The organism is Solwaraspora sp. WMMD937 (assembly GCF_029581175.1).
Taxonomy (GTDB): Bacteria; Actinomycetota; Actinomycetes; order Mycobacteriales; family Micromonosporaceae; genus Micromonospora_E.
In genome coordinates, this window is sequence record NZ_CP120738.1 from 896,871 (window position 1) to 909,715 (window position 12,845).

A 12,845-nucleotide genomic window follows, 5' to 3' on the forward strand; every position below is an offset into this window, starting at 1 on the left:
GAGTCGGTCTACTCGAACTTGGCCCGGTTGGCTGCCTCGCGTGCCTGCATCCGTACGGCCGCTTCGCGCAGCGCCTTTTCGATCCGGTTGAGCAGGTCCTTGAGGTCGTTGGCGGCAGACTCCCACTCCGCCTGCCGGGTCAGGTACGCGGTCTGCGCGTCACCCTCCCAGGTTGCCACCAGCGGCTGGATGCCGGTCTTGAGGCCGTCGAGCTCTTGAATCATGTTCTTGGCCGCGGTGCCGCAATTGTCGGCGGCGTTGTTCAGCGCGGCGAAATCGTAGCGGATGTCCATCTCGATCCCTCCGGTCAGAGCTTCAGCGCCGCAGTGATCTGGCCGGCGGTCGCCCCCGCCGAATCCATCTCGGATTTGATCTCTTCGTCGCTGACTTCGTAGTCCTTACCGGCCGAACCGACCGCCTCGGCGATCGACCGCAACGCCAGGTTCAGCCGCGCCATGTCCTCGTCGAACGCCTGACGCACCTGCTGGAACGAGCCGGCACCGATACCCTTCCACTGGTCGTAGAGCGGCATGAGCTGGTCCATCAACTGGTTCAGGTTGCCGGTCAGCCGGTTCGCGACGTCATCGACGTCCTTCTCGGTCTGAACCATCAGCCCGGTATTGGTGTTCATCCCGGTCATGGTGATCTTCACCCCGTCCTCTGGTGGGATGCCCCGCAATCCGAGGGGCGGTGCCGCATGGTGCGCCGACGCACCATCTGTCATCGGAAACGGTAGTTCCTTGTGTCCAGTGGCGCCAGACCGATACCGATCGACCGACGCCACCTGGCCGACTTTCACTGATCCACAGTAGTCGTTCAAGCTGGCCGTCGGGCTGCCGCCGGGTCCAGCGCCGGCCCGCCCGGCAGCCGTACCACCAGGCTGGCGGGTAGCCGCACCGGCTCCACCTCGGGGTAGCCGAGCATCGCGGCGACCGCCCGGTCCGCCAGCGGATAGCGGATGCCAAGGTCGGTCACCAGGGTCAGGGTGCCGGCCGGGGCGTCCGGGGCGGGCATCGACTCGACCAACGCGCCGTGACCGGGCTCGATCACCACCCGGTCCGCCAGCGGTACGCCGTCGGCGGTACGCGCCGGGGTGACGATCGCCTGCGTCGGCGGCTCGACCTGCGCGTCGACCAGCACCTGCGGCTGGTGGCTGCCGGGCGGATAGCCGGCGCAAACGCTCTGCCGGCCATCGGTCAGCCGCAGGATGTCCGGCCGGCGCTGCGGCGACCGGGCGCCGGTCTCCCCGGACTCGGCCGCCCGGGGCGCGCCGACCACGGTAGCGGCGGCGACCGGCCGCGCGGTCGGCGGCTCGCCATCGTACGCGTCCCGGGTGCCCGGATCGGCGAGCAGCACCTCGGCCTGCAACTCGGTCAGCGGTGCCAGCCGGTCCCGTTCGGCAAGGTAGTACTGCCGGTCGCCGGTCTGGTTCTCGACCACGTAGATCGAGCCGGTGACCGCGTCCGGCAGTGCGGTCGACGGCTCGCCGCGGCCGGGCACCGGCCGGCTGCCGATCGGCTCCCCGGCCGGCAACGCGTTCAGCCAGGCCCCGCCGACCAGCACAACGGGCTCGGACCGCAGCGCCAGACCTTCCAGGACGATGTCCTCGTCGACCACTTCGTGTCGCTGGTCCCGCCAGATCAACTGCAGGTGCCCGGTGTCGGCGTCGCGGACCAGCAGCGCCCCGTCGCCGGTGGGCCGGCCACCGACCGGCGGCCGGCCGACGGTCAGCACCGTGGTGGTCACCAGCTCACCGGACTCGTCCCGGACGGCCTGGGAGCACAGTGTCCACCCGCCGGTCAGGATCCGCTTCGCGTCGGGCAGCGCGTCCGGTGCGTCCGGGATGCCGATCCGAGCGCCACGCGGCGTACCGGCCAGGGAGTTGCGTGACACGTCGGTCACCGGGGCGAAGGACTCCAGCGCCAGCAGCGCCGAGGCGTAGTTGACCACCGGGTGCAGGTGACCCTCGCGGTAGAGGTACCTGGTGCCGGTTTCCTTCTCCAGGATCACCGAGGCGCCGTCCTGCCAGCTGGTTGCTCCACCGGGGATGATGAAGCCGAACACCCCGACCGCGCCGAGGCACAGCACCGCCAACATGATCCCACCGAGGCCCGCGCCGCCGAGCCGCTGGAACGGTGCGACCGCCGGATCCGGGTCCCTGGCCACCAGCGCGGACGTCATCCGCTGCACGAAGAACTGGTACGACTGGACCTGGTCGCGCCGCGACGGCATGCCTGGCTTCCTTCCACCCGTCAGCGCCGCGCGGCTGCACCACCACTCGGCGTGCTGCCTACCATAGGGTCCGGTGACGACGGCGTACTTTGGGGTCTCGCCTGCAGCCCGGAAGGAAGCATCGATGCTCGGTCGCGACGAGGCGCTGGACCTGGCCCGCCAATGGGCGACCGAGCACGGCGCCGGCGCCGACGAACGGATCGGCCTGCACGAGTTCGAGCACGGATACGTCGCCTGGCTGATCCCCACCGACGACGCGGGAAGTCGGACGGCCGGGCCGCCGGCCGGCTCCGGGTCGCCGCGGGTCGTCATCGACCGGGAGTCCGGCGAGGTCAGCCAGTGGCCGCCGGTCCCGGTGACGGTCGTCGCCGAGCGGTACGCCGCCGCCCGGGCCGCCGACCGCCGGTTCCCGCCGGACGTCCGGCCGGTGCTGGAGACCGCCGGCTGGTTCCCCGGCCGGAACGTCTCCGCGATGGTCGACCAGTGGGCCGCCCGATGGGCGGGTGAACTCGACGGGCTGGTCATGACGCCGGCCGCCCGCGCGGCGCTGACCGAGTTCGGCGGGCTGACCATCGCCCAGTTCGGCTCGGACGGCACCGCCGACGCCGGCTTCCCGACCTTCGTCCACCCGGTACGCAGCGGCCTGGTCACCGAGGAGGCCCGGGTCTTCGCCGACGAGTACGGCCATCCGGTGTTCCCGCTCGGCGGCAACTCGGACGGCCCCGCCGAGCTGGTCGTCGACGCCGCCGGCCGGGTCATGCTGCTGCACTGGGCCGGCTACCAGTACGTCGCCGACGACGTCGACACGGCGCTGAGCCGGCTGGTCCGGGGCGGCCCGTTCCCACCGCTGCGCCCGGAGCAGCTCGCCGGGCCGGCCGACTGACCAGCCGGAACATCTGGCACTACAGCCGGCTGACCAGCCGGAACCGTCAGCCGTTGATCGCCCGCATGAAGCCGTACAGGCCGAGTACGGCGCAGGCCACCGGCACCACCGCCAACTGCAGCACCACGTCCAGCCCGTCGCCGAGCCGGGCCAGCCGGGGCGTCGGCGGGCGCCGGCTGTAGACCATCCCGGCCGCCAGCACCAGCGCCACCACCAGCAGCACCACCGGCAGCAGGGCCAGCCGGGTACCGGCCGCCATCCCACCCGTACCGATCAGGGTCAGCAGACCGACGCCGGCCAGGCCGCCGGCCAGCAGCGGCACCCGGTGCCGGATGGTCGAGACCAGCCGGGCCCGCAGCAGCTGACCGGCCGTCACCACCGCGACCAGCAGTACCGCGCCGACCGTCGCCGACAAGGTCAGCACCGCCGACCCGGCGGCAGCGACCACGGCCGTACCGAACATCAGGCCGGTCAGCACCTCGTCGGCGCGGGCCGTCGCCCGGTAGATCTCCGCCCGGTCCGGCTGCGGGTCGTCGCGAACCAGGTCCTCGGCGGTACGCGGCAGCGCCGGCATCGGCAGTTTGCCGGCCCGTACCGAGATCAGCGGCAGCGCCGGCAGCAGCAGGGTCACCGCAGCCACCAGCACCGCCGCGGCGCGCGGCCCGTCCAGTGGCCCGACGGCCAGCACCGCCCCGGTCGTCCCGCTGACCCCGGCGAAGATCGCCGCCACGAAGACCCGGCCGGCGTCCCCGACGCCCAGCACACCGAGCACCCCGGTCAGGGTCAGCACCGCCGAACCGACCAGCAGATGCGGTGCCCCCAGCTCGGTGACCGGTTCGCCGCCGGCCAGCGACACCGCGCCGCCGACGAACGCGTACGGCAGGGCCAGGGCGGCGAGCGCCGCGCCGGCCAGCGAGTCGGCCATCGCCCGGGACAGCAGCACGCCGACCGCGACGAGGACGGCTGCGGTGCCGAGCAGGGCCGCCCCGGTGCCCACCCCGGTGCCACCGGCGGTCACCACCGCGACCAGGGCGAGCAGCAGCAGAACGGCCCCGGTCAGCAGCCCGGTCAGCCGGGTGGCGGCCGGCGTCCAGGGCAGCCCGCGCCGACGGGCACCGGCGGCGATCGCCTCCATCAGGTCGTCATAGGCCAGCTCCGGCCACTCGGTGCGGCGGGGCAGCAGATGCAGCGTCTCACCGTCGCGGACCTGCTGCGCGGCGAGCGTACGGTTGAGGTCCAGGGTGGATCCGTTGGTACGCCGCAGCGCCCAGCCGCCGTCGGCCGTACCGTCGGAGGGGTTCTCGTCGGCCTGCCGCAGCACCGCCGGGAGCAGCCCGACCAGCGGCAGGTGTTCGGGCAGGGCGAGGTCGATGCGCCGGGTCGGTGCCACGACAGCGATCCGGGCGAGTCCGGTTCCGGCCTGGGTGACCACTGCTGACTCCTCATCAAGCCGCACGGGCTGTCCTGACTCGAGAAGGCTACCTACCATGTGCCGGTGCCACCGGTGCCGGTAGCGACCCGGCTTCCGGATGTGACGACGACGGGGAGGATCGATCCGTGGGTACGGTGGTGATACAGCGCCCGGCCCGCCGGCCCGGGCCGGAGTACCCGTCCGGCGAGGTCCTGCTCGACGCGCCACCCGAGCTGCCGGCGCCGACGGGCCGGTCCTGGGGGCAGCTGATGATGCTGCTGCCGATGCTGGCCGGCTCGGTCGCGATGGCGTTGATGTACGCGGGCCGGGGCGGTTCGACGCTCAGCTACGTCGCCGGTGGCCTGTTCGGCCTCTCCGCGCTCGGCATGCTCGCCACCCAGCTGTCCAATCAGGCGGGTGGGCCGAGCCGGCAGGAGATGGCGCAGCGGCGGCGCGAGTACCTGGCGCATCTGTCGCGGCAGCGTCGCCGGGTGCTGCGGACCGTACGCCAGCAGCGGGAGGCCGCGTTCTACCGGCACCCGGACCCGCAGACGCTGTGGTCGGTGCCGGTCGGTCCCCGGCTGTGGGAACGTCGCCGTGGCGATCCCGACTTCGCCACCGTACGGGTGGGTCTCGGGCCGCAGGAGCTGGCGACGCCGCTGGTCCCACCGCCGCCGACCGCGCTGGAGAAACTGGAGCCGATGTGCGCGTTGGCGCTGCGCCGGTTCCTGACCAGCTACGCCACTGTTCCCCAGTTGCCGGTGGACATGGCGCTGCGCGGCTTCACCCGGGTGCACCTGCGTGGCGACCCCGACGCGGCCCGCGCCCTGGTCAGGGCGGTGATCGCCCAGGCCACCGCGTTCCACGCGCCGGACGACATGCTGGTGGCGATCTGCCCGGCCCCGACCCGGCGGGAGCACTGGGAGTGGGTCAAGTGGCTGCCGCACGCGCTGCACCCGACCCGCACCGATGCGACCGGCGCGCTGCGGCTGGTGTCGTCGACGGTGACCGGGTTGGAAGCGATGCTCGACGACGTGCTCGCCAACCGCCCCCGGTTCAACCTGGCCGGCGGCGGCTCCGCCACCACCTCCGGCCCGCACCTGCTGGTGGTGCTCGACGGCGGTGACCCGGCCGGCTCCGATCACCTGATGACCGACGGCGGTGTGGAGGGGGTGACCATCGTCGACCTGTCCGAGCCACCGCCCCGGGTGCTCGACCGGGCCCGGCTGGTGCTCGATGTCGCCGCCGACGGGTCGATGGCCAGTGTCACCCTGGACGGCCGGGCGCAGATCGGCACCGCCGACACCTGCACGATCGCCGAGGCGGAGGCGTTGGCGATGGAGCTGGCGCCGCTGCGACTGTCCGCCGCGTCCCGTGGCGAGCAGCCGCTGCACCTGGAGCAGGACCTGGCCGACCTGCTCGACCTGGGTGACCCGTACGAGTTCGACGTGGACCGGGCGTGGACGCCCCGGCCGAACCGGGACCGGCTGCGGGTGCCGCTCGGGCTGACCCCGGACGGCACCCCCGTCGAGCTGGACCTCAAGGAGTCCGCGCAGGACGGCATGGGCCCGCACGGCCTGCTGATCGGCGCCACCGGCTCCGGCAAGTCGGAGCTGCTACGCACCCTGGTGCTGGCGCTCGCCGCCACCCACTCGTCGGAGACGCTCAACTTCGTGCTGATCGACTTCAAGGGCGGGGCAACGTTCACCCGGCTGGACAAGCTGCCGCACACCAGCGCGGTGATCACCAACCTCTCCGACGAGCTGCCGCTGGTCGACCGGATGACCGACGCGATCAACGGCGAGCTGGTCCGCCGGCAGGAGCTGCTCCGCTCGGCCGGCAACTACGCATCGCAGCGCGACTACGAGAAGGTCAGGGCGGCCGGGGCGCCGCTGGAGCCGATGCCGGCGCTGCTGATCATCTGTGACGAATTCTCCGAACTGCTGACCGCCAAACCGGACTTCATCGACATGTTCGTCCAGATCGGTCGGGTCGGCCGGTCGTTGAGTGTGCATCTGCTGCTCGCCTCGCAGCGGCTGGAGGAGGGGCGGCTGCGCGGGCTGGACACCCACCTGTCGTACCGGATCGGCCTGCGGACCTTCTCCGCGATGGAGAGCCGGGTGGTGCTCGGCGCCACCGACGCGTACGAACTGCCCCGCTCCCCCGGCCACGGCTACCTGCGGTTCGGCACCGAACCGCTGGTACGGTTCCGGGCCGCGTACGTCTCCGGCACGTACCGCAGCAAGACCGCCGAGGCGGTCGCCGCCGGCGACGGCGACGACCGGGTCCAGGAATACACCACCCAGTACGTCGCACCCCGGCTGCCGGCCGACGCCCGCCAGCCCGAGCCCGGACCGGCCGACACCGCTACCGGCGAGAGCCTGCTCGACATCCTCGTCAGCCGACTCACCGGCCGAGGTAGACCGGCCCACCAGGTGTGGCTGCCGCCGCTCGGCGACCCGATGACCCTCGACCAGCTACTCTCGCCGCTGGTCGCCGACCCCGAACGCGGCATCACCGCCGCCAGCCCGACCCTGCAGGGCGAGCTGCGGGCCGCCGTCGGCCTGATCGACAAGCCGTTCGAGCAGCGCCGCGACGTGCTCTGGCTGGAGCTCGGCGGCTCCGCCGGGCACACCGTCATCGTCGGCGGCCCGCAGAGCGGCAAGAGCACCCTGCTGCGTACGGTCGTGTCATCGCTCGCCCTCACTCACACCCCCCGCGAGGTGCAGATCTACTGCCTCGACCTGGGCAGCGGCGCGCTCACCGCGCTGCGTGACCTGCCGCAGGTCGGCGGGGTCGCCACCCGGCTGGACGCCGGGCAGGTCCGCCGGACCATCGCCGAGCTGCGGCTGCTGATGGCCCAACGGGAACGCCGGTTCGCCGAGAACCGGATCGACTCGATGGCCACCTACCGGCGGGAGCGGCGGCACGGCGGGCACACCGACGACCCGTTCGGCGATGTGTTCCTGGTGATCGACGGCTGGGCGGCGGTACGCGCCGAGTTCGAGGACCTGGAGCCGGCGATCAACGACATCGCCAACCGGGGGCTGTCGTTCGGCGTACACCTGGTGGTCAGCGCCGGCCGGTGGATGGACCTGCGACCGGCGGTCCGCGACGTCTTCGGCACCCGGCTGGAGCTGCGCCTCGCCGACGCCAGCGACTCCAACCTGGACCGGCGGGCGGCGATGAACGTGCCGGACAAGTCGCCCGGCCGGGGCATCAACCCGGACGGCATGCAGTTCCTCGCCGCCCTGCCACGCACCGACGGCGACGCCGACGCCGGCACCCTCACCGACGGTGCCCGGCGGTTCGTCGCCGACGTCGCCGCCGCCTGGCAGGGCCCGGGTGCGCCACCGGTGCGGCTGCTGCCGGCCGTGGTGCCGTACGACTCGGTGCCGGACACCGGACGCCCCGGCGTGCCGATCGGCATCGCCGAGGTCGACCTGCAGCCGGTGCACCTGGACCTGAGCACCGATCCGCACTTCATCGTGTTCGGCGACGGCGAGTCCGGCAAGAGCAGCTTCCTGCGGGCGCTGGCCCGGGGCGTCACCGACCGCAACGACCTGACCCAGGCCCGGCTCATCGTCGTCGACTACCGGCGCAGCCTGCTCGGCGACATCAGCGAGAAACACCAGATCGGGTACGGCACCTCGGCGGACGTCACCGCCGGCATGCTGACCGAGGTGGTCAACGTGATGCGTGACCGGCTGCCCCCGGCGGACGTGACCCCGGAGCAGCTACGTGCCCGCAGCTGGTGGCGCGGCCCCGACCTGTACATCCTGGTCGACGACTACGACCTCATCGCCGGTGGCGGCGGCAACCCGCTGCTGCCGCTGCTGGAGTTCCTGCCGCAGGCCCGCGACATCGGGCTGCACCTGGTGATCGCCCGGCGCAGTGGCGGCGCCAGCCGGGCACTGTACGAGCCGATCCTGATGCGACTGCGCGAGCTCAGCTCGCCGGGCCTGGTGATGTCCGGCAGCCGCGACGAGGGGGTGCTGCTCGGCAACGTCCGGCCCGGTCCGCTGCCGCCGGGGCGGGGCTGGCTGGTCACCAGGCGGGAAGGCACCCGGCTCGTCCAGTTGCTACATCTACCGTCCACATCGTGACTCTCGGTCCACGACAATTGCGGTGACGCGATAGTTTTGTGGATACCGATATACGCGTGAGGGCCCCGGGGGAGGGATCATGGCGGACGACAGCTGGCTGGTCAACGAGACGATCGACGTCGACATCGAGCAGCTCGACGACTTCGCCCAGTGCGTGATGGACGAGCTGCGGCTCAACTTCCAGCCGAGCCTGGCGAGCGGCATCAACCACATGCTCACCATCCCGGTACCGTTCGGCGGGTCGGGGATGTCCGAGGGCCGGTTCTTCCAGGGCCGACACGACGAGAACCGTGAGGCGGCCACCCTGCTGCTCGGCGAGGTGGCCAAGGGCCTCGCCGCACTGGCGACCGCCGCCAAGTCGATCTCCGCCGAGTACCTCGACGGCGACGCCCTGGTCGCGGCCGACCAGATGACCATCTTCAACGCCTTCGCGGCGCTCGACGGGCAGGAGACCCTGGAAGGCCACTGGCAGGATCCGGAGAGCGGCGTCGAGGATCCGAGTCTGGTGGTCGATCCGGACGAGGAAACTTCCTCCTACGCCCCCGAGGCGGCCGACCGGGACCTGTCGCTGTACGAGGCCGAGACGATCGGTGAGGGCGACGGTGCCTACGACATCCGCGCCGACGACGAGGACATGCACGACGATGAGCTCGACAGCCCGTCGGCCGAGCACTGAGCAGCGCGCATAGCGACGTCGAGGAGCGGGGATGTCCGACGAGTACTTCGGCTGGCAGCCGGTGTCGATCCCGTACGTGAACGCCGTGAACGACTACGTCGTCCACGACTACTCGGATCCGAATCAGCGCTACGAACCCACCGTCTGGGACAAGGAGACGACCAACATCGAGACGATGTGGGGTTGGATCCAGAATGAGAGCGACGAGCGGGTGATCGCCGTCGCCGACATGTGGCACCGGATCGGCGTGCTGCTCGACAGCACCCGCACCAACCTGCAGCGGTACGCGACGGCGCTGGCTGCCAAGTGGCAGTCACCGGCCGGTGAGTACTTCATGCAACGGGTGGGCGCCACCCTCTACTCGCTCGACGAGTGGAAGGAGGCCGCCGACAGTAACCGCCGTGGCCTGGAGCAGCTGGCCGGCAAGATCGAGTCGACCCAGCAGGAGTTCCGCGTCCTCTGGGAGCAGTACACCGTGGAGGCGGCCGACCCGGACAACGGCCTGCAGTGGTCCGACACGTACGACTGGATTCCGGGCACCACCGGCCGGACCCGCAAAGACGTGATGAACGACTACTTCGAGCGCGCCCGGGACATCATCAAGCCGTTGGCCGACATGTACATCGACGTGTACCTGAGCCACATCACCCGGGGCAGCACCTTCCGGGGCCCGACCGACGCAGCGGTGGTCTACCAGTCCGTTACGCCTACGGGTATACCCTCTGGCCCTATTGCTGGCCCGCCGGGTGGTGCGCCGGGCGCACCGCCCCGGCCGGAGTTCGCGGGGCGTAGCGAGCCGCCCACCGCTCCCGGGCTGGACCGGAGCACGCCGTCACCCACGCCACCGCTGGCGGTGCCGGACGGGCTGCACCTGGCCGGGGGCACCGTCGCCCCGCCGACCGCGCCTCCCCCGGTGCCCAACCTCCCGCAGACCGGTGCCGGCCCGGCGCCGAGCCCGCCACCGGCGGTAGTGCCACCCGGCGTCACCCCCGGGCCACGACCGGGGGCACCGGGGGTCAGCCGACCCGGAGCACTGCCGCCAGGTGCGAGCCGCCCGAATCCTCCGCTCCGGCCGCCCGGTCCGCCCCGGCCGGCGCTGCCCGGGGCCGGTGGTCCGCCGCCGAACAACCCGGCCGGCCGACGTCCGGCACCGCAGCGCCCGTCGCTGCCCGGCAGCACCGGACCGACGCCGGGTGGCTCCCGGCCGCCGGGGCCGACCGGCCGCCCCCCGGTCCGACCCACCCCACCGGCGGCGCCACAGTTGCCGGGCAGCGCTGGCGGCCGCCCGGCCGGCGGCGGCACTGGCCGGCCGGCCGCCCCACCGCCCAGCCTGGGGGGCCCACGCAGCCGCCCCGCCGCCCCGACTGCCGGCGCTGCCCGGCTACCGCAGCCGGCCGCACCCGGCTCCGCCGGTCGGCCGGCCCCGGCTGCTCCACGGCTGTCCGGCCGGGCCGGGCCGACGAAGCCCGGCGGTGCTGCCAAGGGCCCGGGTCCGGTGCTGGGCGGGCAACGGGGTGCCGGCCCAGCCGGTGGCACCGGTCGCACCAGCCGCAGGACCGACGACCGGCAGCAGACCTGGGAGTACGGCGACGGTGACGACGAGCTGTGGCAGACCGACCCGGCGGCTCCCGGCACCATCGACACCCCCGACGAGAAGCCGCCGCAGCAGCAGGGCCGGAGCCTGGGCCAGCGATGAGGCCGGCAGACGGCCGAGCTGAGCCGGACGAAGCACCCGACGCAGTATCATCCGGGCACAGCGCCGGGTCGCCCGGCGACTACCCAACGGAGAGGTGTGCTCCGCCCATGCGTGCTTCCCGGCGGTCGATCGGCCTGGTGGCAGCCGGGCTGATCGGGCTGCTCGGCACGGTCCCGCTGCCCGCCGGGCCGGCGCAGGCCGACGAGATCCGGGACCAGTCCTGGCACGTCGAGGCGATGCGGCTGGCCGAGGTGCACCGGATCACCCAGGGCGAGGGGGTGACCGTCGCGGTCGTCGACACCGGCGTCGACGCCTCCCACCCCGACCTGCGGGACAACGTCCTCGCCGGCGCGGACATGTACGACCGCGACAGCAAGGGCCACGTCGACCGACGCAACCACGGCACCGGGGTGGCGTCGCTGATCGCCGGGCACGGGCACGGGCCCGGCGGCCGTGACGGGGTGCTCGGGGTGGCGCCGAAGGCCAAGATCCTGCCGGTCGCAATCAGCAGCCCGACCACCGACATCATCCCACCCCGAAACCTCGCGACCGGGATCAACTGGGCGGTCAACAGCGGTGCCGACATCATCAACGTGTCGCTCGCCGGATCCTCCGACCCGGCGCTGGAGCAGGCCGTCGAGAACGCGTACCGGCGCGGGGTCATCGTCGTCGCCGGGATCGGCAACCGCCTCGACGTGCTGATCGGCCAGCCGGCCCGCAGTGAGTGGACCATCGCCGTCACCGGAAGTGGGCCCAACAACTCGACGAGCGACTTTTCCATCCAAGCGGAGCAGACACATCTAGCTGCGCCGGGTGTCGACCTGATGCAGGCTGGACCAGACGGGCAGTACTCGGTTGGTAGTGGCTCTAGTGGAGCCACCGCGTTGGTGTCGGGGGCGTTCGCGCTGCTCAAGGCACGGTATCCGGACGAAGACCAGGGCAGACTGTTCCAACGCCTGGTCGGTACGGCGTACGACGCCGGGCCGCCCGGCAAGGACCTCGACTTCGGCTGGGGCATCCTGGACATCCACGCCGCGCTCACCACCGAGCCGGACGACCGGGCCAGCCCACGGCCGTCGCCGAGCGCCAGCGACCCGGTCGCCTACCTGCCGCCCGAGCCGGGCTACGAGTTCGGGCTCGACGAACTGATCGGCATGCTGATCTTCTTCACCATCCTCGGCACACTGGTCACCGGTGTCGTGCTGCTGATCCGGTGGCTGCGGCGCCGGGCGAGACGTCCGGCGGGCGTTCGGGACGGCCCACCACCGGCGGCCGACGTCGGTGCACCGGTGCCGGCACCGGTGGCCCAGGCCGGGCCCGATCAGCCGACCGGGGGCGAGCCGCCGACCGCCGAGGACGATTCGGTATGGCGTCCGCCGAGCCGGTGAACGCGCCCGGTCCGGCTACCGCCACCCCCGCCGCCGGCCGGCGGCGGCCACCTGTCGTCGTCGCCGCCGTACTGCTGACCATCCCCACCGCTGCCCTCTGGCTGGTCGCGGGTCTCGCATTCCTGGTCGTGACCTACCGGGCCGAAGGTGATGCGAAGTTCCTACTGTGGATCATCGCGTTCGCAATCCTCGGCCTCTGCCTGCTGCTGGTCTTCATGACCCTGGCCGGCATGCGGATCGTCTGGGTCGGCGGACCGAACATGCTGCGGGCCCCGGCCGGGTTCACCGCCGGGCTGCTCCTCGTCGTGCTGGGCAACCTGCTGCTGTTCGGCAAGGTCGAATACCACCCGACGATGCTGATACCGATGGTCGTCGGCGCGCTGGCCGGTCTGGCGGTGATCCTGCTGGCCACCCCGCCCGCGCGGCGCTGGCTGGCCGAGCGGTAGTCGCCGG

Annotated in this window: 10 protein-coding genes; 6 read left to right on the forward strand and 4 right to left on the reverse strand. The window is 72.4% G+C overall.

The features are described from left to right. Nucleotides 1-8 precede the first annotated feature (8 nt). The 3 genes from O7621_RS03935 to eccB all read right to left on the reverse strand — a co-directional run bounded on the left by O7621_RS03935 (nucleotide 9) and on the right by eccB (nucleotide 2,232). Nucleotides 9-293: a WXG100 family type VII secretion target gene (locus tag O7621_RS03935; protein ID WP_282232770.1), complete on the reverse strand. Its 285-nt coding sequence runs from the start codon at nucleotides 291-293 to the stop codon at nucleotides 9-11. 14 nt (nucleotides 294-307) lie between these two features. After that, entirely contained in the window at nucleotides 308-640 is a 333-nt protein-coding gene (locus O7621_RS03940) for a WXG100 family type VII secretion target (protein ID WP_278174686.1), read from the reverse strand. A 176-nt stretch (nucleotides 641-816) separates the two neighbouring features. Further along, complete coding sequence (eccB, locus tag O7621_RS03945) at nucleotides 817-2,232, reverse strand: type VII secretion protein EccB (protein ID WP_282232771.1); 1,416 nt, start codon at nucleotides 2,230-2,232, stop codon at nucleotides 817-819. 124 nt (nucleotides 2,233-2,356) lie between these two features. Here eccB and O7621_RS03950 point away from each other — a divergent pair, with 124 nt between their 5' ends. Beyond that, a complete protein-coding gene (locus O7621_RS03950) occupies nucleotides 2,357-3,115 on the forward strand; it encodes an SUKH-3 domain-containing protein (protein ID WP_282232772.1) in 759 nt (252 codons plus the stop codon). 46 nt (nucleotides 3,116-3,161) lie between these two features. On the opposite strand, the gene eccD is transcribed toward O7621_RS03950, so the two are convergent. Continuing rightward, nucleotides 3,162-4,547, reverse strand: a complete 1,386-nt coding sequence (gene eccD / locus O7621_RS03955) for a type VII secretion integral membrane protein EccD (protein WP_282234446.1) — start codon at nucleotides 4,545-4,547, stop codon at nucleotides 3,162-3,164. Between the two features lie 125 nt (nucleotides 4,548-4,672). Between eccD and eccCa the strand changes: the two genes are divergently transcribed. The 5 genes from eccCa to O7621_RS03980 all read left to right on the forward strand — a co-directional run bounded on the left by eccCa (nucleotide 4,673) and on the right by O7621_RS03980 (nucleotide 12,838). Further along, a complete protein-coding gene (eccCa, locus tag O7621_RS03960; protein WP_282232773.1) occupies nucleotides 4,673-8,632 on the forward strand; it encodes a type VII secretion protein EccCa in 3,960 nt (1,319 codons plus the stop codon). A gap of 79 nt (nucleotides 8,633-8,711) precedes the next feature. Further along, on the forward strand, nucleotides 8,712-9,308 hold the full coding sequence (locus O7621_RS03965) for a hypothetical protein (protein WP_282232774.1): 597 nt from the start codon (nucleotides 8,712-8,714) through the stop codon (nucleotides 9,306-9,308). A 31-nt stretch (nucleotides 9,309-9,339) separates the two neighbouring features. Beyond that, on the forward strand, nucleotides 9,340-11,004 hold the full coding sequence (locus O7621_RS03970) for a hypothetical protein (RefSeq protein WP_282232775.1): 1,665 nt from the start codon (nucleotides 9,340-9,342) through the stop codon (nucleotides 11,002-11,004). A 107-nt stretch (nucleotides 11,005-11,111) separates the two neighbouring features. Next, entirely contained in the window at nucleotides 11,112-12,392 is a 1,281-nt protein-coding gene (locus O7621_RS03975; protein WP_282232776.1) for a S8 family serine peptidase, read from the forward strand. Next, complete coding sequence (locus tag O7621_RS03980; RefSeq protein ID WP_282232777.1) at nucleotides 12,371-12,838, forward strand: hypothetical protein; 468 nt, start codon at nucleotides 12,371-12,373, stop codon at nucleotides 12,836-12,838. The genes O7621_RS03975 and O7621_RS03980 overlap by 22 nt, the downstream gene beginning before the upstream one ends. The last annotated feature ends 7 nt before the right edge of the window (nucleotides 12,839-12,845 follow it).